This is a genomic window from Skermanella pratensis, assembly GCF_008843145.1.
Lineage (GTDB): Bacteria > Pseudomonadota > Alphaproteobacteria > Azospirillales > Azospirillaceae > Skermanella > Skermanella pratensis.
Window position 1 is genome coordinate 4,783,963 of record NZ_CP030265.1, and the last position, 20,162, is coordinate 4,804,124.

General features: G+C 67.4%; 23 protein-coding genes, 1 tRNA gene and 1 pseudogene. 19 read left to right on the forward strand and 6 right to left on the reverse strand.

The window, feature by feature from the left end; translation table 11 throughout:
- The first annotated feature begins 23 nt into the window (after positions 1–23).
- The 5 genes from DPR14_RS22020 to DPR14_RS22040 all read left to right on the forward strand — a co-directional run bounded on the left by DPR14_RS22020 (position 24) and on the right by DPR14_RS22040 (position 3,922).
- Positions 24–1,244, forward strand: a complete 1,221-nt coding sequence (locus DPR14_RS22020; RefSeq protein WP_158047055.1) for an ABC transporter substrate-binding protein — start codon at positions 24–26, stop codon at positions 1,242–1,244.
- A gap of 14 nt (positions 1,245–1,258) precedes the next feature.
- Positions 1,259–2,146: a branched-chain amino acid ABC transporter permease gene (locus DPR14_RS22025; protein WP_158045823.1), complete on the forward strand. Its 888-nt coding sequence runs from the start codon at positions 1,259–1,261 to the stop codon at positions 2,144–2,146.
- A 3-nt stretch (positions 2,147–2,149) separates the two neighbouring features.
- Complete coding sequence (locus DPR14_RS22030) at positions 2,150–3,136, forward strand: branched-chain amino acid ABC transporter permease (RefSeq protein WP_158045822.1); 987 nt, start codon at positions 2,150–2,152, stop codon at positions 3,134–3,136.
- A gap of 98 nt (positions 3,137–3,234) precedes the next feature.
- Positions 3,235–3,492, forward strand: a complete 258-nt coding sequence (locus tag DPR14_RS22035) for a type II toxin-antitoxin system Phd/YefM family antitoxin (RefSeq protein WP_158047056.1) — start codon at positions 3,235–3,237, stop codon at positions 3,490–3,492.
- Positions 3,493–3,508: 16 nt separating this feature from the next.
- Positions 3,509–3,922 (forward strand): type II toxin-antitoxin system VapC family toxin, encoded by a 414-nt coding sequence (locus DPR14_RS22040; protein ID WP_158047057.1) that lies wholly within the window; start codon positions 3,509–3,511, stop codon positions 3,920–3,922.
- A gap of 145 nt (positions 3,923–4,067) precedes the next feature.
- Here the strand turns inward: DPR14_RS22040 and DPR14_RS22045 are convergent.
- The 3 genes and pseudogenes from DPR14_RS22045 to DPR14_RS22055 all read right to left on the reverse strand — a co-directional run.
- A pseudogene (locus DPR14_RS22045) lies at positions 4,068–4,160 on the reverse strand (IS5/IS1182 family transposase); the annotation flags it as partial.
- Between the two features lie 51 nt (positions 4,161–4,211).
- A complete protein-coding gene (locus DPR14_RS22050) occupies positions 4,212–5,018 on the reverse strand; it encodes a 2-keto-4-pentenoate hydratase (RefSeq protein ID WP_211103850.1) in 807 nt (268 codons plus the stop codon).
- Between the two features lie 5 nt (positions 5,019–5,023).
- A complete protein-coding gene (locus DPR14_RS22055; protein ID WP_158047058.1) occupies positions 5,024–6,517 on the reverse strand; it encodes a CoA-acylating methylmalonate-semialdehyde dehydrogenase in 1,494 nt (497 codons plus the stop codon).
- 147 nt (positions 6,518–6,664) lie between these two features.
- Here DPR14_RS22055 and DPR14_RS22060 point away from each other — a divergent pair, with 147 nt between their 5' ends.
- From DPR14_RS22060 to DPR14_RS22075, 4 genes are all read left to right on the forward strand, one after another.
- Positions 6,665–7,243: a glutathione peroxidase gene (locus DPR14_RS22060; RefSeq protein ID WP_158047059.1), complete on the forward strand. Its 579-nt coding sequence runs from the start codon at positions 6,665–6,667 to the stop codon at positions 7,241–7,243.
- Positions 7,244–7,353: 110 nt separating this feature from the next.
- Positions 7,354–8,079, forward strand: a complete 726-nt coding sequence (locus DPR14_RS22065) for a hypothetical protein (RefSeq protein ID WP_158047060.1) — start codon at positions 7,354–7,356, stop codon at positions 8,077–8,079.
- A 106-nt stretch (positions 8,080–8,185) separates the two neighbouring features.
- Positions 8,186–8,644 carry a flagellar basal body-associated FliL family protein gene (locus tag DPR14_RS22070; RefSeq protein ID WP_158047061.1) on the forward strand — a complete coding sequence of 153 codons (459 nt, stop codon included), beginning with the start codon at positions 8,186–8,188 and terminating at the stop codon, positions 8,642–8,644.
- A 250-nt stretch (positions 8,645–8,894) separates the two neighbouring features.
- Positions 8,895–10,985: a sodium-translocating pyrophosphatase gene (locus tag DPR14_RS22075; RefSeq protein WP_158047062.1), complete on the forward strand. Its 2,091-nt coding sequence runs from the start codon at positions 8,895–8,897 to the stop codon at positions 10,983–10,985.
- Positions 10,986–11,036: 51 nt separating this feature from the next.
- Here the strand turns inward: DPR14_RS22075 and DPR14_RS22080 are convergent, their stop codons facing one another.
- The gene (locus DPR14_RS22080) at positions 11,037–11,513 is read right to left on the reverse strand and encodes an outer membrane protein assembly factor BamE (RefSeq protein ID WP_158047063.1); all 477 of its coding nucleotides are present in this window, start codon (positions 11,511–11,513) and stop codon (positions 11,037–11,039) included.
- 140 nt (positions 11,514–11,653) lie between these two features.
- Here DPR14_RS22080 and DPR14_RS22085 point away from each other — a divergent pair, with 140 nt between their 5' ends.
- From DPR14_RS22085 to DPR14_RS22120, 8 genes are all read left to right on the forward strand, one after another.
- Positions 11,654–12,199, forward strand: a complete 546-nt coding sequence (locus DPR14_RS22085) for a ubiquinol-cytochrome C chaperone family protein (RefSeq protein WP_158047065.1) — start codon at positions 11,654–11,656, stop codon at positions 12,197–12,199.
- A 55-nt stretch (positions 12,200–12,254) separates the two neighbouring features.
- A complete protein-coding gene (locus DPR14_RS22090; protein ID WP_158047066.1) occupies positions 12,255–12,833 on the forward strand; it encodes a YceD family protein in 579 nt (192 codons plus the stop codon).
- 101 nt (positions 12,834–12,934) lie between these two features.
- Entirely contained in the window at positions 12,935–13,120 is a 186-nt protein-coding gene (gene rpmF, locus DPR14_RS22095; protein WP_158047067.1) for a 50S ribosomal protein L32, read from the forward strand.
- A gap of 50 nt (positions 13,121–13,170) precedes the next feature.
- Positions 13,171–14,277, forward strand: coding sequence for a phosphate acyltransferase PlsX (plsX, locus tag DPR14_RS22100; protein WP_158047068.1), 1,107 nt, complete (start codon positions 13,171–13,173; stop codon positions 14,275–14,277).
- On the forward strand, positions 14,278–15,252 hold the full coding sequence (locus DPR14_RS22105; RefSeq protein WP_158047069.1) for a beta-ketoacyl-ACP synthase III: 975 nt from the start codon (positions 14,278–14,280) through the stop codon (positions 15,250–15,252).
- Between the two features lie 148 nt (positions 15,253–15,400).
- Positions 15,401–15,733 carry an integration host factor subunit alpha gene (locus DPR14_RS22110; RefSeq protein ID WP_158047070.1) on the forward strand — a complete coding sequence of 111 codons (333 nt, stop codon included), beginning with the start codon at positions 15,401–15,403 and terminating at the stop codon, positions 15,731–15,733.
- A gap of 2 nt (positions 15,734–15,735) precedes the next feature.
- Positions 15,736–16,245: a MerR family transcriptional regulator gene (locus tag DPR14_RS22115; RefSeq protein WP_211104065.1), complete on the forward strand. Its 510-nt coding sequence runs from the start codon at positions 15,736–15,738 to the stop codon at positions 16,243–16,245.
- A 109-nt stretch (positions 16,246–16,354) separates the two neighbouring features.
- Positions 16,355–16,428: transfer RNA gene (locus DPR14_RS22120), tRNA-Pro, on the forward strand.
- Between the two features lie 334 nt (positions 16,429–16,762).
- Here DPR14_RS22120 and DPR14_RS22125 read toward each other — a convergent pair.
- Positions 16,763–17,095, reverse strand: a complete 333-nt coding sequence (locus DPR14_RS22125; protein ID WP_158047071.1) for a hypothetical protein — start codon at positions 17,093–17,095, stop codon at positions 16,763–16,765.
- Between the two features lie 110 nt (positions 17,096–17,205).
- Here DPR14_RS22125 and cutA point away from each other — a divergent pair, with 110 nt between their 5' ends.
- Both cutA and DPR14_RS22135 read left to right on the forward strand, forming a co-directional pair.
- Entirely contained in the window at positions 17,206–17,511 is a 306-nt protein-coding gene (gene cutA / locus DPR14_RS22130; protein ID WP_246148460.1) for a divalent-cation tolerance protein CutA, read from the forward strand.
- Positions 17,512–17,610: 99 nt separating this feature from the next.
- Positions 17,611–18,855 (forward strand): MFS transporter, encoded by a 1,245-nt coding sequence (locus DPR14_RS22135; RefSeq protein WP_158047074.1) that lies wholly within the window; start codon positions 17,611–17,613, stop codon positions 18,853–18,855.
- Here DPR14_RS22135 and DPR14_RS22140 read toward each other — a convergent pair.
- Complete coding sequence (locus tag DPR14_RS22140) at positions 18,842–20,161, reverse strand: O-acetylhomoserine aminocarboxypropyltransferase (protein WP_158047075.1); 1,320 nt, start codon at positions 20,159–20,161, stop codon at positions 18,842–18,844. The genes DPR14_RS22135 and DPR14_RS22140 overlap by 14 nt on opposite strands.
- Between the last annotated feature and the right edge of the window lies 1 nt (position 20,162).

Below are 20,162 nucleotides of genomic sequence, written 5' to 3' on the forward strand. Positions count from 1 at the left end.
AAACGGTGAAGAGGATGAGCAAGATGCTGAAGCAGATCATGACCGGTACGGCTCTCGCGGCACTGTCGGTCGGCATGGCCGCCGCCGCGAACGCTCAGGGAGCGGTTTCGGACGGCAGGATCAAGATCGGCGTCCTGAACGACCGCTCCGGCATCTATGCCGACGTGGCGGGCGAGGGCTCGGCCGTGGCCGCGCGCATGGCGGCGGAGGAGTTCGGCAACGCGATCGACGGCGCGCCCATCGAGATCGTGGTCGCCGACCACCAGAACAAGGCCGACATCGCGGCCAACGTCACCCGCCAGTGGATCGACCGCGAACAGGTCGACGTGATCGCCGACGTGCCCAACTCGGCCGCGGCGCTGGCGGTGCAGGAGATCACCCGCGACAAGAACCGCATCTTCCTGATGTCCGGCCCCGGCAGTTCGCGCCTGACCGGCGACGCCTGCTCGCCGACCGGCATCCACTGGACCTACGACAACCACGCGCTGGCCGCCGGCACCGCGCGCGCGCTGACCGAGGAAGGCAAGAACACCTGGTACTTCATCACCGCCGACTACGCCTTCGGCCATTCGCTGGAGGAGGAGACCACGGCGGTGGTCAAGGAACTGGACGGCCAGGTGCTGGGCTCGGTGCGCCACCCCCTGGGCAACTCGGACTTCTCGTCCTTCCTGCTCCAGGCCCAGGGCTCGGGCTCCCAGGTGATCGGTCTGGCCAACGCAGGCAACGACACGACGAACGCGATCAAGCAGGCCAACGAGTTCGGCATCACCCAGGCGGGCCAGACGCTGGCCGGCATGCTGCTGTTCATCTCGGACGTCCACGCGCTGGGTCTGGACGCGGCGCAGGGACTGGTCGCGACCACCGGGTTCTACTGGGACATGGACGACGAGACCCGCGCCTGGTCGGCCAAGTACGAGGAGAAGATGGGCGCCAAGCCGACCATGGTGCAGGCCGGCGTCTATTCCTCGGTCAAGCACTACCTCAAGGCGGTCGAGGCGGCCAAGACGGACGAGGCCAAGGCCGTCGTCTCCAAGATGCACGAGCTGCCGATTGAGGACATGTTCGCCAAGAACGGCAAGATCCTGGCCAACGGCCGCATGGTCCACGACATGTACCTGGCCCGCGTCAAGGCGCCGTCCGAGAGCAAGGGGCCGTGGGACTATTACGAGATCGTGCGCACGATTTCCGGTGACCAGGCCTATCTCGACGCCGCCGCCAGCGGCTGCAAGATCGCCCAGAAGTAAGGGACGGACCCGCAATGATGGAGCTGCTGGGGGTTCCGCCCCAGGTCCTGTTCGGTCAGCTCCTGCTGGGGCTGATCAACGGGTCCTTCTATGCCCTGCTGAGCCTCGGGCTGGCCGTCATCTTCGGCATGCTCAACGTCATCAACTTCGCGCACGGCGCCCAGTACATGCTGGGCGCCTTCGCGGCGTGGATGCTGCTGAAGTTCGCCGGGATCAACTACTGGGCCGCCCTGGTGCTGGCCCCGGTGCTGGTCGGCCTGATCGGCGTCGTGCTCGAGAAGCTGATGCTCAGCCGGCTGTACAAGCTCGACCACCTCTACGGCCTGCTGCTCACCTTCGGCCTGGCGCTGATCATCGAGGGGATGTTCCGCCACTGGTACGGCGTGTCCGGCCAGCCCTACCCGATCCCCCAGGCGCTCGCCGGCGGCTACAACCTGGGCTTCATGTTCCTGCCCACGTACCGCGGCTGGGTCGTCGCCGTCTCCGTGGTGGTCTGCTTCGGCACCTGGTTCATGATCGAGCGCACCAGGCTGGGAGCCTACCTGCGCGCCGCCACCGAGAACCCGGTGCTGGTCCAGGCCTTCGGCATCAACGTCCCGGTCATGATCACCGCGACCTACGGCTTCGGCGTGGCGCTCGCCGGCCTGGCCGGCGTGCTCGCGGCGCCGATCTACCAGGTCAACCCGCTGATGGGCTCGCACCTGATCATCGTCGTCTTCGCGGTCGTCGTGATCGGCGGCATGGGCTCGATCCTGGGCGCCGTGCTGACCGGCTTCATGCTGGGCATCCTGGAGGGCTTCACCAAGGTGTTCTACCCCGAGGCTTCCAACATCGTGATCTTCGTCGTGATGGCCGTGGTGCTGCTGATCAAGCCGGCCGGTCTGTTCGGACGGGAGAAGTAAGCCATGGCAACCCAATCCCATACCGACGCTCTCCGGGCCGGCGCCGCGGCGCCCGCCCGGCGGAGCCCGCCCGCGCTGAAATGGGCGGCGCTGGCGGCGCTGCTGGTGGTGGCGCTGGTCGCCCCGTTCCAGTTCTACCCGGTGTTCCTGGCCAAGGCGCTGTGCTTCGCGCTGTTCGCCTGCGCCTTCAACCTGCTGATCGGCTATGTCGGGCTGCTGTCGTTCGGCCACGCCGCGTTCTTCGGCTCGGCCGCCTACGTGACCGCCCACGCGGTCAAGGTGTGGGGCCTGACGCCGGAGCTGGGCATCCTGCTCGGCGTGCTGGTGGCGGCGCTGTTCGGCCTGGCGTTCGGCTTCCTGGCGATCCGGCGGCAGGGCATCTACTTCGCGATGGTGACGCTGGCACTGTCGCAGATGGTGTTCTTCCTGGCGCTCCAGCTGCCGTTCACCGGCGGCGAGGACGGCATCCAGGCGGTGCCGCGGGGCTACCTGTTCGGGCTGATCGACCTGGGCGACAACCTGGCCATGTACTACTTCGTGCTGGCGGTGTTCCTGGCCGGCTTCCTGCTGATCCACCGGACGATCCACTCGCCGTTCGGCCAGGTGCTGAAGGCGATCCGGGAGAACGAGCCGCGGGCGGTGTCGCTGGGCTACAAGGTGGACCACTACAAGCTGGCGGCGTTCGTGATGTCGGCGGCCCTGGCCGGTCTGGCCGGCGGGACCAAGGCGATCGTGTTCCAGCTGGCGTCGCTGACCGACATCACGTGGCAGATGTCGGGCGAGGTGGTGCTGATGACGCTGCTGGGCGGCCTGGGCACCATCTTCGGCCCGGTGGTCGGCGCCTTCCTGGTGGTCACCCTGCAGAACTACCTGGCCGGCACGCAGTTGCCGGTGACCGTGGTGACCGGCGTCATCTTCGTCGTCTGCGTCCTGCTGTTCCGCCGCGGCATCGTCGGCGAGATCGGAGCATTGCTCAAGTCCAGGGGCTGAGGCTTCGGGGAGGAACTTGCGTCCACGGTCATCCATGACTAGATATATGACTAGTCACGGATGACCGTGGACCCTCAGGCTCCGGTATGGGAGTTTCCATGAGAAGCTGGCCTTTACATGACGCAAAAGCCCGATTCAGCGAGTTGCTGGAAACCTGCCTGAAAGAAGGACCGCAGTTGGTGACGAAGCGAGGGGCCGACGCGGCCGTGCTGGTCTCCCTGCACGAATGGCAGAGGCTTCGGGAGAATGCCCGCCCTTCCCTGAAGGAACTGCTCCTGGCGGAGACTCCCCGAGGCGACATTCCCGTACCCGGACGCGGTCGTCTGCATCGCCGCAATCCGGTCGGCTTCGACTGAAGCACATACTGTATTCATGTATCTGCTCGACACCAACGTCGTATCCGAACTCCGACGCCAGCGTCCCCATGGAGCCGTCCTGGCGTGGCTGGAAAGTGTCGACGAGCGTGATCTCCATCTTTCGGTCGCCACCATCGGCGAACTGCAAGCGGGCGTGGAAGTAACGCGCGAACGGGATCCCGTCAGGGCTTCCGAAATCGAGTCATGGCTTGAAAAAGTAGCTGCATCTTTCGAGATAGTTCCCATGGATGCTCGCGTCTTCCGTCGATGGGCTCGGCTGATGCATGGGCGGACCAATGATTTGATGGAGGATGCGATGATCGCCGCAACGGCCGAGGCGCACGGCCTCATTGTCGTCACGCGCAATGTCAGGGATTTCGAAACACTTGGCGTCAGAACGCTTGACCCCTTCGTGTTTGTCGCCCGATAGGGCACTGCCCGACCAGGTTGACCCGGCCAGGGTAGCCGCGCCCATGCGTTGGGCCGTGGCCCAACGCATTGCGACGCGTGAACGGCAGGCTGAATGGACCGGAGCGGTTCAACCCGGTCGGAAGCCGCCTTATGGCGTGTCGCCAGCTGAGCCAGATGAGGCCGGAAGCGAGATGGGTGCCGGCCGGGAAGGTGCTGGCGAGCTTGTCGTAGCGTGTGGCGATGGCCCGGAATCCCCTAGGAAAGCCTTCCAAGCAAGCCGTTCCGCGCAAGTTCGGATCGAAGCCGCGTCACCCGAAGCTGAACTCCACCGTCCCCAGCCTCCCCAGGTCCATCATCACCCGGTCGCCGGCGGCCACCCAGTTGGTCTGGACCACGCTGCCGGTCAGCACCAGGTCGCCCGCCTTCAGCCCGGCGCCCTGCCCTTCCCGGTGTTGCCCGGCCAATTGGTTGGCAAGCCAGGCCAGCGCCTCGAACGGGTGCCCCAGCACGTCGGAGCCCCTGCCCGTCCCCACCACGGCGCCGTTGATCAGCATGGTCCCCGCGACCTCGTTCAGGGCACCCCAGTCATGGACCGGGGCGCCCAGCACGCAGCCGGCGCCGAAGAAGTTGTCGGCGATCAGCAGCGGAGTGCCGATGGTCCGCCAGTCCGTGTAGCGGTCGTCCACGATCTCTGCCGCCGGCATGCAGGACTCCACGAACCGGGCGATCGAGGCCCTGTCGTAGGGCGCGCCGGAAGCCGGCACGTCGCCCGCCAGCCGCACGGCGATCTCGCACTCCACCCCCGGCCGGCGGAAGGTGGCGTGGTTCAGCGCCACCCCGCCCGCCGCCACGGTGCTCGACAGGATGCCGCCGCGGCACGGGCTCGGGATGCCCAGATAGGCCTGCATCACCGCCGTGGTGCAGCCGATCTTGTAGCCCGCCAGCTCTCCGAAGCCGGCTCCGGATAGCTTCCTGTTCAACGTTTCCTGGACCTGGTAGGCCTCCGTCTCGTCGGACGGCTGCAACGGGTCGGGCAGCCGGTCGAGCGCCCGCAGGCTGAGATGGGCGGCGAACAGCTCGCAGGCGGCGAAAAGGGCGCTCTCCGGGGTCATCATGGCTGTCACCTCATGACAGGCATGGTGAATTCGGCCCCGGCGCGGATGCCGGTCGGCCAGCGCGAGGTGACGGTCTTCAGGCGGGTGTAGAAATGCACGCCCTCCATGCCGTGGACCGCATGGTCGCCGAACAGGCTGCGCTTCCAGCCGCCGAAGCTGTGGAACGCCATCGGCACCGGGATCGGCACGTTGATCCCGACCATGCCGACCTTGATCTTGTTGGCGAAGGTGCGGGCGGCATCGCCGTCGCGGGTGAAGATCGCGGTGCCGTTGCCGTATTCGTGGTCGTTGATCATGCCGACGGCCTGGTCGAAGTCCGGTACCCGGACGACCGACAGCACCGGCCCGAAGATCTCCTCCTTGTAGATCGTCATGTCGGTGGTGACGTCGTCGAACAGGCAGCCGCCGATGTAGAAGCCGTTCTCGTAGCCCTGGAGCTTCAGGTCGCGGCCGTCGACCACCAGCTTGGCGCCCTCCTTGACGCCCTGGTCCACGTAGCCCCGGACCTTGTCGCGGTGCTGCCGGGTGACCAGCGGCCCCATCTCGGCTTCGGGATCGTTGCCCGGACCGATCTTGAGCGCGCGGACCTTGGGTTCCAGCCGCTCCATCAGGGCGTCGCCGACCCCGCCGACCGCGACCGCGACGGAGACCGCCATGCAGCGCTCGCCGGCCGAACCGTAGGCCGCCCCCATCAGCGCGTCGGTCGCCTGGGACAGGTCCGCGTCGGGCATCACCACCATGTGGTTCTTGGCCCCGCCCAGGGCCTGGACCCGCTTCCCGTGCCCGGTGCCGGTCCGGTAGATGTATTCCGCGATCGGAGTGGAGCCGACGAAGCTGATCGCATCCACGCGCGGGTCGGTCAGCAGGGCGTCGACCGCCTCCTTGTCGCCGTTGACCACGTTGAACACGCCGGGCGGCAGGCCCGCCTCGGACAGCAGCTCGGCCAGCCGCATCGCCGTGGACGGGTCGCGCTCCGACGGCTTCAGGATGAAGCTGTTGCCGCAGGCGAGCGCTATCGGGAACATCCACATCGGCACCATGGCCGGGAAGTTGAACGGCGTGATGCCGGCGCAGACCCCGACCGGCTGGCGCATAGAGAAGCTGTCGACGTTGGTGCCGACATTCTCGCTGAACTCGCCCTTCTGCAGGTGCGGGATGCCGCAGGCGAACTCCACCACTTCCAGGCCGCGGCTCAGTTCGCCGCGCGCGTCCGACTGGACCTTGCCGTGCTCGCCGCTGATCAGGCGGACCAGTTCGTCGGCATGGGCTTCGGCCAGGAACTTGAACTTGAACATCACGCGGGCGCGGACGACCGGCGGCGTGGCGGCCCAGCCGGGGAGTGCCGCGGATGCCGCCTCGACCGCCGCGGCCACGTCGGCCTTGCTCGCCAGGGCCACCCGGCCGCTGACCTCGCCGGTCGCCGGGTTGAACACGTCGGCCCGGCGCCCGCCGGTCCCGGCCACGATCTTGCCGCCGATGTAATGATCGATGTCGGGCATATGCGCCCTCCCCCTCTTTGCTTGGTTGGTTGCGAAGGACACTAGCAAGCAATCGGCCTCCCCGACAATCTCCGGGGCGGATCCCTGGACCGGCATCGTGAAAAGACTATCTCCTGGATCATGTTCCGCCTCCGACGGGGTCCTGCCATGCGCCGTTCCGCCTGCGCCGCCGTACTGATGATGCTGTCGCTGGTCCTCACCCTTCCGCCGGCCACGGGGAGCGCCGCGATGCCCACGTCCGATCCCGGGAACGCCCATGAATTCGACTTCGTCTCGATCGACGGCCGGCCATTGCCCTTGAAGGAGTTCGCCGGCAAGGCGGTGCTGGTGGTGAACACGGCGTCGATGTGCGGCTACACCCCGCAATACGCCGACCTGCAGGCCCTCTGGGAACGATACCGCGGGCGCGGCCTGGTGGTGCTGGGCGTGCCGAGCAACGATTTCGGCGGCCAGGAGCCGGGCAGCGCCGAGCAGATCAAGGACTTTTGCGAGGTCAATTTCGCGGTGGATTTCCCGATGACCGGCAAGCAGGCGGTCACCGGCGCCGGTGCGCATCCCTTCTATCGCTGGGCCGGGCAGGAACTGGGACCTGCCGCGGCGCCGCGCTGGAACTTCCACAAGTACCTGATCGCGCCCGACGGCCGGCTGGCCGGCTGGTTCCCGACCTCGACCTCCCCCAGGTCGGACAAGGTCGTCCGGGCGGTCGAGGCCGTGCTGCCGGAATGATCCTGCCGTTCGCTGTTGCGCCGGGACCCGCTGCTTTGCGATAAAGCACCCTCGCGAAGGGGGTACGTACGTGCCCCCGGCGTGCTTGTCGACACCACGGGAACCGCAGCATGACGCTCGGTCTGCATGACTACGAACGGCGTCGGCGGCGTCGCTTCTGGATACGTACGGTCAAGTTCCTGGCATTCGTCGGCGTATTCCTCGGCGTCGGCCTGTTCGCGTACCAGATGGGCGTCGAGCGGATGAAGGCCCGCGAGGCCGGCCTGCAGGCCGAGAACGCCCAGTTCGCCCAGACCAATGCCGACCTCGCCCGGTCCGTCTCCGAGCTGCGCACGGCCGCCCAGACGGCGGAGACCAGGGCCGCCGAGCTGGAGGCGCGGCTGACCCGCGAGCTGCCGACCGGCGATCTGGCGCGCTTGACCGAACTGGCGCGCGAGCGGCTGGCGGCCGGCGTCGATCCCAAGCGGCTGGTCTTCGTGCTGAACCAGATCCGGACCCCGCGCCAATGCGAGAAGCCGGAGAACAAGCGGTTCATCCTGCCGACGCCGATCTACAAGGGTCCCAACTCCGCGGTGGGCTTCGCCAACGGCGCCGTCACGGTCAGCGGCGAGGGCACGCCGGCCCGCAGCGCCGCCGGCAACGCGGAGGGCTGGTTCGATCCCGCGGCCCCCGTGACGATCCGGTTCACCGAGGCGGGCGGGCGGCAGACCGAGGCCACCGGCATCCTGCCGCTCACCCATGTGGTGGTCGCCGCCGGCATCGAGCATCAGTTCACGGTCGTGGCGGGGTCCCGGTCGTTCGTCGAGGTCACCGGCGAGCGCTGCCCGTTCCCGTGATCCGCCAACCCCTCGCAAGTGTGAGTTAATCGGGTATTAAGGGCTCCCGGTCCACATATCGCCCCTGCCGCCCCTGTGGCGGAATAGCGTGGCGACGAGGGCCGTGATGAAGATCCTGATCCTGCTGCTGGTGGCGCTCCTGTTCGGCGGCGGCGGTTTCGGCGCGGGCTGGTTCTTGTTCGCCAACAAGGAAGCGCACGAGGAGAAGGTCGAGGCGGCGCCGGAGCCGCCTCCGCCCACCGGACCGCCGGTCTTCGTCAATATCGGACCCTTGACGGTCCCGGTGCTGGGCGCCGAGCGGATCGACCAGTTCGTCACCCTGATGGTGGCGCTGGAAGTGGCCGACGCGCCCATGGCCGACAGGGTCCGCGAGCAGGCGCCCCGCCTGACCGATGCCTTCCTGACCGGAGTCTACGGCGCCATCGCCTCCGGCAAGGCGATGCAGGCCGGAATGCTCGACGTTCCCCAGGTCAAGGCGAAGCTCAACGAGGCCACCACCAAGGTGATGGGCAAGGGCGTCGTCCGCGACGTGCTGATCCAGGTCGTCAACCAGCGCCCGATGTGACGCCGCGGGCGGATCTTCGGAGTCGCAGCCCGAGTCGCGATCCTTAGTTTCCTATTCGCCGCCCCGATTCAAGGCCGGATGGCGGATTTCCGCCCCGCGGCGTGGCATCGTCGGGGCGAAACAGCCCCGCAGTTGCTTTGTCCGCGGCCCTCCTGCATGCTTCGCCGACAAGAAGTTGCCCGCTACAGCCTTGAATCAACGGGATGATTGCGCGCGATAAAAGTTATTCGACGGAAATCTGGGGGGATCGATGTCAGTTGCGTTCGTCTTCGTCGTCCTATGCGGCCTCGCGGCCCTCGGCTACGGCATTTATGCCGGCCGGGAGGTCCTGGCCGCGAATGCCGGGTCCGCCCGGATGCAGGAGATATCCGGCGCCATCCAGGAAGGCGCCCAAGCCTATCTGAACCGGCAATACACCACCATCGCGGTCGTCGGCGTCGTGATCGGCGTGATCCTGGGCTTCATCCTCGGGCTCCCCGTGGCGGGCGGCTTCTTCATCGGCGCCATCCTGTCCGGCGTGGCGGGATATGTCGGCATGAACGTGTCCGTCCGCGCCAACGTCCGCACGGCGGAGGCGGCGCGGCACGGCATGACCCCGGCGCTCGACATCGCCTTCAAGTCCGGCGCCATCACCGGCATGCTGGTGGTCGGGCTGGGCCTGCTGGGCGTGGCGGGCTATTACGGCGCGCTGCTGGCCGCCGGGCTGGAAATCCGCGCGATCCTTGAGGCGCTGGTGGCCCTCAGCTTCGGGGCGTCGCTGATCTCGATCTTCGCGCGGCTGGGCGGCGGCATCTTCACCAAGGGGGCCGACGTCGGCGCCGACCTGGTGGGCAAGGTCGAGGCCGGCATTCCGGAGGACGATCCCCGCAATCCCGCGGTCATCGCGGACAATGTGGGCGACAATGTCGGCGACTGTGCCGGCATGGCCGCCGACCTCTTCGAAACCTACGCAGTCACCATCGTCGCCACCATGCTCCTGGCGGCGATTTTTTTCGTGGGCGAGACCCAGGCCCGGCTGATGATCTATCCGCTGGTGATCGGCGCGGTCTGCATCATCGGCTCGATCGCCGGGACCTTCTTCGTCAAGCTCGGCCCCTCCAACAACATCATGGGGGCGCTGTACAAGGGCCTGGCGGTCACGGCGGCGATCTCGGCCGTGCTGATCTTCCTGGCGACCGCGATCCTGCTGGGCCTCCGCACGCCGCTGGAGCGGATCGGCGGAGAGGCGGTCACGGGCATCCGCCTGTTCGTCTGCGCCCTGGTCGGCCTGGGCGTCACCGGACTGCTGGTCTGGATCACCGAATACTACACCTCGACCGCGTTCCGCCCGGTGCGCAGCATCGCCAAGTCGTCCGAGACCGGGCACGGCACCAACGTGATCCAGGGACTCGCCGTGTCCATGGAGGCGACCGCCCTGCCGGCCCTGGTGATCTGCGCCGGCATCATCATCGCCCACGCCATGGCGGGCCTGTTCGGCATCGCCATCGCGGCCACCACCATGCTGGCGCTGGCCGGAATGGTCGTGGCCCTGGACGCCTACGGCCCGGTCACCGACAATGCCGGCGGCATCGCCGAGATGGCCGACCTGCCGAAGGAGACCCGGGTCATCACAGACGCGCTCGACGCGGTCGGCAACACCACCAAGGCGGTCACCAAAGGCTACGCAATCGGCTCGGCCGGCTTGGCGGCCCTGGTCCTGTTCGCAGCCTATATCGAGGACCTGAAGCACTACTTCCCCGACGTGGTGGTCAGCTTCAATCTCCAGGATCCCTACGTGGTCGTCGGGCTTCTGATCGGCGGCCTGCTGCCCTACCTGTTCGGGGCCATGGGCATGACCGCGGTCGGCCGGGCGGCCGGCTCGGTCGTGGTCGAGGTGCGGCGCCAGTTCCGCGAGATCAAGGGCATCATGGAGGGCACGGCTAAGCCCGACTACGGCCGCGCCGTGGACATGCTGACCCGCGCCGCGATCCGCGAGATGATCCTGCCCTCGCTGCTCCCGGTGGCGGCGCCGATCGTGCTGTACCTGGTGATCAGCCTGATCGCCGGCCAGGCGGAGGCCTTCACGGCCCTGGGCGCCATGCTGCTGGGCACCATCGTGACCGGCATCTTCGTAGCGATCTCCATGACGTCGGGCGGCGGCGCCTGGGACAATGCCAAGAAGTACATCGAGGAAGGGAACTACGGCGGCAAGGGATCGGATGCCCACAAGGCGGCCGTGACCGGCGACACCGTCGGGGACCCCTACAAGGACACCGCCGGCCCGGCGGTCAACCCGATGATCAAGATCACCAACATCGTCGCGATCCTGCTGCTGGCGATCCTCGCCAAGCTGGGAGGCTGAAGAACCCTAAGGATACGGACCCGGGCGGCGCGTGCCGCCCGGGTCCGGGCCTCAGCGCCGCGGCAGGCCCGGCTGGCGGATTCCGCCCTGGCCGCCGGAGAAGCGGCCGATATTGCCGAGCATCTGTTCGATGAAGTTCATGTCGCGGCCGGCGGTCGGAGTCGTGCGCTCGACCAGTTCGACCTGTTGGCCGGCGGTGTGGTCCATCTCCTTGATGTCGGCGACCGTGCCGTTCTCGGCGAACCTGACGACCACGACCTTGCGTTCCACCACTTCCGGCCGGAAGAACGCGGTCTTCTCCGTGCGCGCGCCGATATAGTACCAGGTGTTCTCGTCGAAGGTGCCGACCGTCGACGGTGTCCCCAGCGTGACCGCGACGTCGTCGCGCGTGCTGACGCCGGGCTGGATCTGGTCGAGCCGCGTCTTCTCCGCGAGATTGCCTCGCGTATCGACCGTCGGGGAGCAGGCGGCCACCGTCAGGCCGAGCAGGCAGGCGGCGGAGACGTGACGAAGTGTTGGTCTGACCATGATTGCCCGATAATGTCCATCAAACGCCCTCCCCGGCATCCGAGGCGGATTGACGGGGACTGGGGCGGCACCCATTTCGGGTGGGACAATTGCATCCCCCGCGCCGTCGTGTCAACTTTTCGGATCAGGGAGATCCACCTTTGCTGAACCGCCTGTTCCGGCGCAAGCGCCCGGAGGCCGAGGCCCTGGACCTCTACGAAGCCATCGTCGCCCAGGCCCGGCGGCCGGAATTCTATGCCGGATCCGGCGTGCCCGACACGATCGACGGGCGGTTCGAGATGATCGCGCTGCATGCCTTCCTGGTGATGCGCCGCCTCAAGGGCCAGGGGCAGGCCGCCTCCGCGGTGTCCCAGGAGCTGTTCGACACCCTGATCGCGGACATGGACCGCAGCCTTCGGGAGATCGGGATCGGCGACCTGAGCGTGCCCAAGCACATCAAGAACATGGCCAAGGGGCTGTACGGCCGCATCGTCTCCTACGAGAAGGGTCTGGCCGAGCCCGGCGACGCGGCTCTCCACGCGGCCCTCGACCGCAACCTGTACGGCACCGTCCTTGAGGTGCCCGAAGACCACCTGGCCGCCATGGCCGCCTACATGAGGCGGGAGACCGCCGCCCTCGCCGGCCAGCCGGTGGAAAGCCTGGCCGCCGGCCGTGTGCAATTCGGACCGCCGCCTGTTATAGGGTGACATTCTTTCCCCGGTGCCGCCCGCCCCGGCACCGGAGGACGTCGAAGGAGGCCCCATGACCGACCAGCCGACCGCCGCCCCGTCGATCGGACCCGAGTTCTCACGGACCGTGCTCGCCGACAAGGTGAGCGGCGAGGAGATGATCCAGACCATCAAGGCCAACCCGCAGGAGTGCCGGCGCCTCGCCGGGCGGCTGGACCTGCGGGACCTGAGATCCCTGACCGCCACCGTCCGGCTGAAGCGGGTGAGCGGCGGCCAGATGATCCGGGTCCGCGGCACGCTGGAGGCCGAGGTGGTCCAGACCTGCGTCGTGACGCTGGAACCGGTGGAGAACCATGTCGCGGACGAGTTCGAGACGATGTTCGCCCCCCGCCACCTGATCCCCGAGATCCCCGCCGAGGTGGAGATCGATCCGGACGCGGAAGAGCCGCCGGAGCCTCTGGTCGGCAACCGGATCGACATCGGCGAGCTGACCGCCCAGCATCTGTCGCTGGCCCTCGACCCCTATCCGCGATGCCCGGGCATCGCGTTCGATGACCATATAGAGGACGCCCCCGTGGCGGGCGCGGAGGAGGTTCCGGCCGACCGGCCGAATCCGTTCCTGACCCTTGCCAAGCTGAAGCGGCCCCACTAAATTCGCGGTTCGCGCTTGCCCCCCGAGGGCGTTTTCTGTAATGAAGCGGTTCGCATAAGGCGGCTCCTTCGGGCCGCCTTTTATAATAGAGAGTTCCGACGATGGCTGTTCCGAAGAAAAAGACCTCCAAGTCCCGGCGCGACATGCGCCGCTCCCACCACGCCCTGACCGCCGCCTCCTATGCCGAGTGCCCGAACTGCGGCGAGCTGAAGCGCCCGCACCATGTCTGCGGTTCGTGCGGCCAGTACGACGGCCGTGAAGTGGTGGCCGAAGCCGCGACCGCTTGACCGGTCCGGCGGACGGATCGGAAGCGGACGGTGTACGGAGATCGGATGCGGTGAGCGCGCGTTTGACGATCGCCCTGGACGCCATGGGCGGAGATCATGCGCCGGAAGTGGTTGTCGCGGGTGCCGATATGGCTCGGCTGCGTTGCCCGGAGATCGATTACCTGTTCTTCGGCGACGAACAGCGGATAAAGCCGCTGCTCGCGAACCTTCCCGATCTTGAGCGCATTTCCACCATCCATCACACGCCGGATGCCGTCAGCAACGACGCCAAGCCGGCCGTGGCGCTGCGTGCGGGCCGGAACTCGAGCATGCGGCTCGCCATCGACGCGGTGGCGCAGGGCAAGGCGGCTTGCGTCGTGTCCGCCGGCAATACCGGCGCGCTGATGGCCATGGCCAAGTTCGTTCTGAAGACGCTGCCGGGCATCGACCGGCCGGCGATAGCCTCGTTTTTCCCGACGCTCCGGGGCGAGAGCGTGATGCTGGACCTGGGCGCCAACATCGAGTGCGACAGCAGGAACCTGGTCGAGTTCGCGGTCATGGGCTCGGTCTTCGCCCGCACCGTGCTGGGATTGATGCAGCCGACCGTCGGCCTGCTCAACATCGGGGCCGAGGAGGTCAAGGGGCACGAGTCGATCAAGGCCGCCGCCGCCCAGCTCCGGGTGACTCCCCTACCCGGCAAGTTCCACGGCTTCATCGAGGGCAACGACATCCCGTCCGGCACGGTCGACGTGATCGTCACCGACGGCTTCACCGGCAATGTCGCGCTGAAGACAGCCGAGGGCACCGCCAAGCTCTATTCAGAATTGCTGCGCCGGACGTTCGAATCCTCGATCGTGGCGCGCCTGGGCTATCTGCTGGCCCGCAACGCCTTCACCAAGCTCAAGAAACGGATGGACCCGCGACGGTACAACGGCGCGATGTTCCTTGGCTTGCAGGGCGTGTGCGTAAAGAGCCACGGAGGCACGGACCCGACCGGTTTCGCCAACGCGATCTGCGTGGGCGTCGACCTGGTGACCCGGGGGTTCAACGAGACGATCAAGGCCGAGATGGCGCGTATCGGCGACCTTGCCGCCGCCGCCACCCCGGACGGCACTCCCCAGCAGAACCTCACAGTTCCGAATTCATCCCACCCGGACTCAAAGGCAGCGGCCATATAGATGGTTCGACGTTCAAGGATCATAGGCTGCGGCTCGTACCTGCCGCAGAACGTTGTGACCAATCATGACCTCGCCAAGCGGGTCGACACTTCCGATGATTGGATCACCCAGCGCACCGGCATCCGGTCGCGCCACCTCGCCGCACCGGACGAGAAGACGTCCGACCTGGCATTGGCGGCGGCGCGACGGGCGCTGGACCATGCCGGCATCGCGGCGGCCGACGTCGACCTGATCATTCTGGCGACCACCACGCCGGACCACACCTTCCCGGCGACCGCCACGAAGGTGCAGGCCGAGCTGGGGATCACCAAGGGGTTCGCCTTCGATCTCCAGGCGGTCTGCTCCGGCTTCGTGTTCGCCCTCTCGGTCGCCGACAACTTCATCCGGCTGGGCCAGGCCACGACGGCGCTGGTGATCGGCGCCGAGACCTTCTCCCGCATCCTGGATTGGGAAGACCGCACGACCTGCGTGCTGTTCGGCGACGGCGCCGGGGCGGTGGTGCTCCAGGCGGCCGAGGACGAGGGCGCCACAAGCGACCGAGGCATCCTGTCCACCCACCTGCATTCCGATGGGCGGCAGTACGAGTTGCTGTGGGTCGACGGCGGTCCCTCGGCGACCCAGAGCACCGGCCATGTCCGGATGGTCGGCCAGGACGTCTTCCGCCACGCCGTGACCCGGCTGAGCGAGGTCGTGAACGAGGCGCTGGAAGCCAACAAGCTTACCGCCGACGACATCGACTGGCTGGTGCCGCACCAGGCCAACAAGCGGATCATCGAAGGCACGGCCCGCAAGCTGAAGCTGTCGGTCGACAAGGTGGTGATGACCGTGGACCACCATGGCAACACCTCGGCCGCCTCGATCCCGCTGGCGCTGGCGGAGGCGGTCCATGACGGCAGGATCAAGCAGGGCGACCTGGTGCTGATGGAAGCCATGGGCGGCGGCTTCACCTGGGGTTCCGCCCTGGTCCGGATGTGACGCGGTGCCGGACCGGTAAAGCTGTGATGCCGCCCCGCCCCTCAACGATGTCCGCCAACTCTTTGTAATTGACGCATTTCTTCCGTGGGATTACGGTTCCGGCGGCAGGTCCGGCGGCTAGCGGGCCACTGGCGAGAGGGAAGACGTCATGACTCAGGAGACCGTCACCCGCGCTCAACTGAGCGAGGCCGTGTACCAGGAAGTCGGCTTGTCGCGCAACGAATCCGCCGATCTGGTGGAGACAGTCCTGAACGAAATCTCCGACGCGCTTGCGCGTGGGGAGATGGTGAAGATCTCGTCTTTCGGCAGTTTCTCGGTCCGGCAGAAGGGGCAGCGCATCGGGCGCAACCCCAAGACCGGCGAGGAGGTGCCCATCATGCCGCGGCGTGTGCTGGTCTTCCGGGCGAGCCATGTGCTCAAGTCACGGATCAACCAGACTCTCGCCGAACTCGACCCGCCGCATATTGAAGTAGCCTCGTGACGATGACCGCACCCAACCCAGACCCGCGGCCCCGCAGCATGGCGAAATCGGCCACAGCCTTCCGCACGATCAGCGAGGTTTCGGCCGAACTCGACGTGCCGCAGCATGTGCTGCGCTTCTGGGAAACCAAGTTCCCCCAGATCCGCCCCCTGAAGCGCGGCGGCGGCCGGCGCTATTACCGGCCCGAGGACGTCGAACTGCTCCGGCGGATCCAGAGCCTGCTTTACAAGGAAGGCTACACGATCAAAGGCGTGCAGCGCCTGCTGCGCGAGTCCCGCGGCGGCACGCCCCAGGGCGCCGGCGACCAGCAGCCCCGGACCGGGGAGGAGCCCGGCGGCGCCTCGGCTGCGGAAACGGATCACGAGCCTTTCGACCATGACGATGACGAAGACGATCATGGCCATGGGTACGAGGGTTCCGGCGGGATGTCCCGCGCCCAGCGCGACGACATCGAGGCCGTGCTGACCGAACTCATAGCACTCCGCGACATGCTGCGGGACGGCAGGAAATAGGCAAATAAATTCATCGGAGTGATTGCGTGACCCCGGGGGCGCGGCTATAGTCCGCGCCACACCGGACGAACCGGCGCCGACAAGGCCGGTACGGGTCGTCAGTGTTTAACGGGCAGTAGCGCAGCCTGGTAGCGCATCAGTCTGGGGGACTGGGGGTCGTGGGTTCGAATCCCGCCTGCCCGATATCTTCAGGAAACTGAAATTGGTTGAGAGCCGGCAACGTGACGAACGTTGCCGGCTCTTTCCGTTCCGAAGAGGCGATCGTCATCAACGAGGGAAACCGGTTTTCCGGCTCCGGCCGAAGGATGCGGCACCTTCCAAACCCTCGCGTCCTAAAGCGATCAGGCACGCGGAAACACGAACGGCCCCCGATCGGGGGCCGTTCGCGTCTATCTGAATCTTCCTGCCGAAATCTTCTTTGCGACTCGTTGGCCGCTTCACCCTTCTCGGGCGTTCCCCCCTAAACTCGGGCCGGTCTGATCCGTTGCATATGTATGCGTTGAAAGACGGTATTATGTCAAGGCTGCGACGTATCGCCACTGGTAAAATTTTTCTGCCCGCCGCCCGATCCGCCTCCCGCGTGCGCCCCCAGCAGCGATCGCCCCGCCCCGGTCAGGCGACAGACGACCCAGTCCGGCTTGAGGGGATTGTGGAACCAACGCTCGGCCCAGCCGGCGTCGATGCAGGACCGGACGAGCGCGCGATCCACGCGCTGCCCCTCCTCGTCGAACAGCGGCAGCTTTCCGCCGGGCTGGGCGAGCCCGCGGCGCAGCCACTGGAGTTGCAGGGCCTCCGGCCGGGCACCCGCTTCTGGGTCGGTTTCCGGGCCGGTTTCTGGAAGGGCGGTCATGGGTCGGTCCGGCTGGTGGGATGACGGGTGGCGCATCTTACGTTAGCCTGCCTGCTCAGCCAACATCATGCACACGCGGCAGGCGATCGATGGACATGATCTTCGTTTACATGACTGCGCCGACCCCCGGCGAGGCGCACCGGATCGGGCGCACCCTGGTGGAGGAGAGGCTGGCCGCCTGCGCCAACCTGCTGCCCGGCATGACCTCCGTCTATCGCTGGCAGGGCAAGGTCGAGCAGGCCGACGAGGTGGTCGTCATCGCCAAGACGACGGCCGACCTGTTCGACCGGCTGGCGGCGCGGGTGAAAGAGATCCACAGCTATGACTGTCCCTGCATCGTAGCCCTGCCCCTGGAACGGGGGCACGCCCCCTATCTGGACTGGATCGCCGCCGAAACCGGACGGAACCGCGCATAGGAGCCATGCGCCGGGTGCAACTTGCCCGTTTTCGCCGCAACATGCGACGGTTTTACCGAACGTTCTCCGACAGCGCCCCTTCTTTCTCCGAGGTCCGACATGTCTCCCCTTTCCGCCCGTCTCTCGCTGGGGTTCGCCTGTATCGGCCATGCCTTCATGCATGTGCTGACCGCGCTGTACCTCACCGTCGTGCTCGGGCTGGAGCGGGACTGGGCCATGAGCTACGACGAGCTGATCCGGCTGTGGACCGTCGGCTCCCTGATGATCGGGCTCGGCGCCCCGATCGCCGGCTGGCTGGGCGACCGCTGGAGCGACGCCAAGATGATGGTGGTGTTCTTCCTGCTGACGGGCGCCGGGTCGATCGCGGCCGGCCTCGCCGACGGCGCCACGGCGCTGGCGGTGGGCTTGGCGGTCCTGGGGCTGGGCGGCTCGATCTTTCATCCGGTCGGCATGTCCTGGGTGATCAAGAACGCGACCAACCGGGGCCGCGCGCTCGGCGTCATGGGGATCTTCGGCAGCGTCGGCATCGCCGGGGCCGCGGTCGTCGCCGGTGGCCTGACCGAACTGGTCAACTGGCGCGCCGCCTTCATCGTTCCGGGAGCGGTCTGCATGGCCGCGGGCTTCGCGCTGCTGGCCTGCATCGCGGCCGGCCTGGTGACGGACAGGGAACGGGACGCCAAGGTCCAGCCGGGGACCAACCGGGCCGACGCCGTCCGCGCCTTCCTGGTGCTGTCGGTCACCATGGTCTGCGCGGGCCTGATCTTCCAGTCCACCATGACCGCCATGCCCAAATGGTTCGGGGAGCGCATGACCGGCCTTGTCGGCGAGGGCACCCTGGGCGTCGGCGGACTGGTCACCCTGGTCTACCTGTTCGCCAGCGGGTCGCAGTTCGTCGGCGGCATGCTGTCCGACCGCTACCCGCTGAAGCAGGTCTATGTCGGGTGCCTGGCGCTTCAGATTCCGCTGCTGCTGGTCGCCTCCAACTTCGCCGGCATCCCCCTTCTGATGGCCGCGGCGCTGGTGGTGTTCACCCAAAGCCTCCAGATCCCGGCGGAGACCATGCTGCTGGCCCGCTACACGCCGGCCCGGCACCGCGGGCTGGCGTTCGGCGCCAAGTTCGTCCTGTCCTTCGGCGTGGCGCCGCTGGGCGTCCAGCTCGTGGCGCTGGCCTATGGGTGGAGCACCGACTTCTGGTGGCTCTTCGTCATGCTGGGCGGCTTCGCGACCACCGCCATGCTGGCGGCGACCCTGCTGCCGCGCGAAGCGCCGGCGGCGGCCCCCGCCGCCGTGCCGGCCGCTTCCGTGGCGCCGCCGCTGGCCGCCCCGGCCGTCAGCGCCGAGTAGCCGAGCCCGCCTTCGCCAGCGCCTGGTCCAGGTCGGCGATCAGGTCCTCGGCGCTCTCGATGCCGATTGACAGGCGGATGACGTCGGGCGTGGCACCCGCCGCCTTCAGTCCTTCCTCGGAGAGCTGGCGGTGGGTGGTCGAAGCCGGATGGATGATCAGCGACCGGGTATCCCCGATATTGGCGAGATGGCTGAACAGCTCGACACCCTCCACCACCGCCACGCCGGCATCGAAACCGCCCTTCAGGCCGAAGGTGAAGACCGCCCCCGCCCCCTTGGGCAGGTACTTGCGGGCCAGCTCGTGGTACGGGCTGGACGGCAGGCCGGCATAGTTGACCCAGGCCACCTGGGGATGACCCTGGAGGAATTCGGCGACCTTCAGCGCGTTGGCGCAGTGCCGCTCCATGCGGAGAGCCAGCGTCTCGATCCCGGTGATGGTCAGGAAGGCGTTCATCGGCTGCTGGTTCGGTCCCAGGTCGCGCAGGCCGATGGCGTGGCCGTGGATCGTGAAGGCCAGGTCGCCGAAGGTCTCGTGGAAGCGCAGGCCGTGGTAGCCCGGCTCCGGCTCGGTCAGCGCCGGGTACTTGCCCGCCGCGGTCCAGTCGAACCGGCCGCTGTCTACGACGGCGCCGCCGACCGAATTGCCGTGGCCCGACAGGAACTTGGTGGTGGAATGGACGACGAGCGTCGCGCCGTGCTCGATCGGGCGGCACAGGTACGGCGTCGCCATGGTGTTGTCCACGATCAGCGGGATATTGGCCTCCCGCGCCACCCCGGCGATGGCCGCGATGTCGGAGACCACGCCGCCCGGGTTGGCCAGGCCCTCGATGAAGATCGCCTTGGTCTTCGGCGTAAGCGCCCGGCGATAGCTGTCTGCATCCTCGCCATCGACGAACACCGCCTTCCAGCCGAACGCTCGGGGAAAGCTGTTGGCGAACTGGTTGAGCGACCCGCCATAGAGCCGGCGCGACGACACGAACTCCTCCCCCGGCGCCATCAGCGCGAAGAAGGTCAGCATCTGCGCCGCATGGCCCGACGCGGTGGCGGTGGCGCCCCGGCCGCCCTCCAGGCTGGCGATACGTTCTTCCAGCACCGAAACGGTCGGGTTGGTCAGCCGCGAATAGATGAAGCCCATCTTCTGGAGATTGAAGAGGGAGGCCGCGTCCTCGACGTCGTCGAACACGTAGCTGGTGGTCTGGTAGATCGGCGTCGCCCGCGCGCCGGTCGCCGGGTCGGGCGCCGCCCCGGCATGCACGGCCCGCGTCTCGAACCCGAATGTCCTCTGTCCCGTCCCGTCCCCGGCCATG

What these genes read in the sequence shown, in the direction of transcription:
- DPR14_RS22030 (WP_158045822.1), top strand. Translation starts at nt 2,150, where the DNA reads ATGGCAACCCAATCCCATACCGACGCTCTCCGGGCCGGCGCCGCGGCG.
- rpmF (WP_158047067.1), top strand. Translation starts at nt 12,935, where the DNA reads ATGGCTGTTCCGAAGAAAAAGACCTCCAAGTCCCGGCGCGACATGCGC.
- DPR14_RS22115 (WP_211104065.1), top strand. Translation starts at nt 15,736, where the DNA reads ATGACCGCACCCAACCCAGACCCGCGGCCCCGCAGCATGGCGAAATCG.
- DPR14_RS22140 (WP_158047075.1), bottom strand. Translation starts at nt 20,161, where the DNA reads ATGGCCGGGGACGGGACGGGACAGAGGACATTCGGGTTCGAGACGCGG.
- DPR14_RS22080 (WP_158047063.1), bottom strand. Translation starts at nt 11,513, where the DNA reads ATGGTCAGACCAACACTTCGTCACGTCTCCGCCGCCTGCCTGCTCGGC.
- DPR14_RS22070 (WP_158047061.1), top strand. Translation starts at nt 8,186, where the DNA reads ATGAAGATCCTGATCCTGCTGCTGGTGGCGCTCCTGTTCGGCGGCGGC.
- DPR14_RS22060 (WP_158047059.1), top strand. Translation starts at nt 6,665, where the DNA reads ATGCGCCGTTCCGCCTGCGCCGCCGTACTGATGATGCTGTCGCTGGTC.
- DPR14_RS22025 (WP_158045823.1), top strand. Translation starts at nt 1,259, where the DNA reads ATGATGGAGCTGCTGGGGGTTCCGCCCCAGGTCCTGTTCGGTCAGCTC.
- DPR14_RS22065 (WP_158047060.1), top strand. Translation starts at nt 7,354, where the DNA reads ATGACGCTCGGTCTGCATGACTACGAACGGCGTCGGCGGCGTCGCTTC.
- DPR14_RS22110 (WP_158047070.1), top strand. Translation starts at nt 15,401, where the DNA reads ATGACTCAGGAGACCGTCACCCGCGCTCAACTGAGCGAGGCCGTGTAC.
- DPR14_RS22105 (WP_158047069.1), top strand. Translation starts at nt 14,278, where the DNA reads ATGGTTCGACGTTCAAGGATCATAGGCTGCGGCTCGTACCTGCCGCAG.
- DPR14_RS22035 (WP_158047056.1), top strand. Translation starts at nt 3,235, where the DNA reads ATGAGAAGCTGGCCTTTACATGACGCAAAAGCCCGATTCAGCGAGTTG.
- DPR14_RS22090 (WP_158047066.1), top strand. Translation starts at nt 12,255, where the DNA reads ATGACCGACCAGCCGACCGCCGCCCCGTCGATCGGACCCGAGTTCTCA.
- DPR14_RS22125 (WP_158047071.1), bottom strand. Translation starts at nt 17,095, where the DNA reads ATGACCGCCCTTCCAGAAACCGGCCCGGAAACCGACCCAGAAGCGGGT.
- DPR14_RS22075 (WP_158047062.1), top strand. Translation starts at nt 8,895, where the DNA reads ATGTCAGTTGCGTTCGTCTTCGTCGTCCTATGCGGCCTCGCGGCCCTC.
- DPR14_RS22135 (WP_158047074.1), top strand. Translation starts at nt 17,611, where the DNA reads ATGTCTCCCCTTTCCGCCCGTCTCTCGCTGGGGTTCGCCTGTATCGGC.
- DPR14_RS22020 (WP_158047055.1), top strand. Translation starts at nt 24, where the DNA reads ATGCTGAAGCAGATCATGACCGGTACGGCTCTCGCGGCACTGTCGGTC.
- DPR14_RS22040 (WP_158047057.1), top strand. Translation starts at nt 3,509, where the DNA reads ATGTATCTGCTCGACACCAACGTCGTATCCGAACTCCGACGCCAGCGT.
- cutA (WP_246148460.1), top strand. Translation starts at nt 17,206, where the DNA reads ATGACTGCGCCGACCCCCGGCGAGGCGCACCGGATCGGGCGCACCCTG.
- DPR14_RS22055 (WP_158047058.1), bottom strand. Translation starts at nt 6,517, where the DNA reads ATGCCCGACATCGATCATTACATCGGCGGCAAGATCGTGGCCGGGACC.
- DPR14_RS22050 (WP_211103850.1), bottom strand. Translation starts at nt 5,018, where the DNA reads ATGATGACCCCGGAGAGCGCCCTTTTCGCCGCCTGCGAGCTGTTCGCC.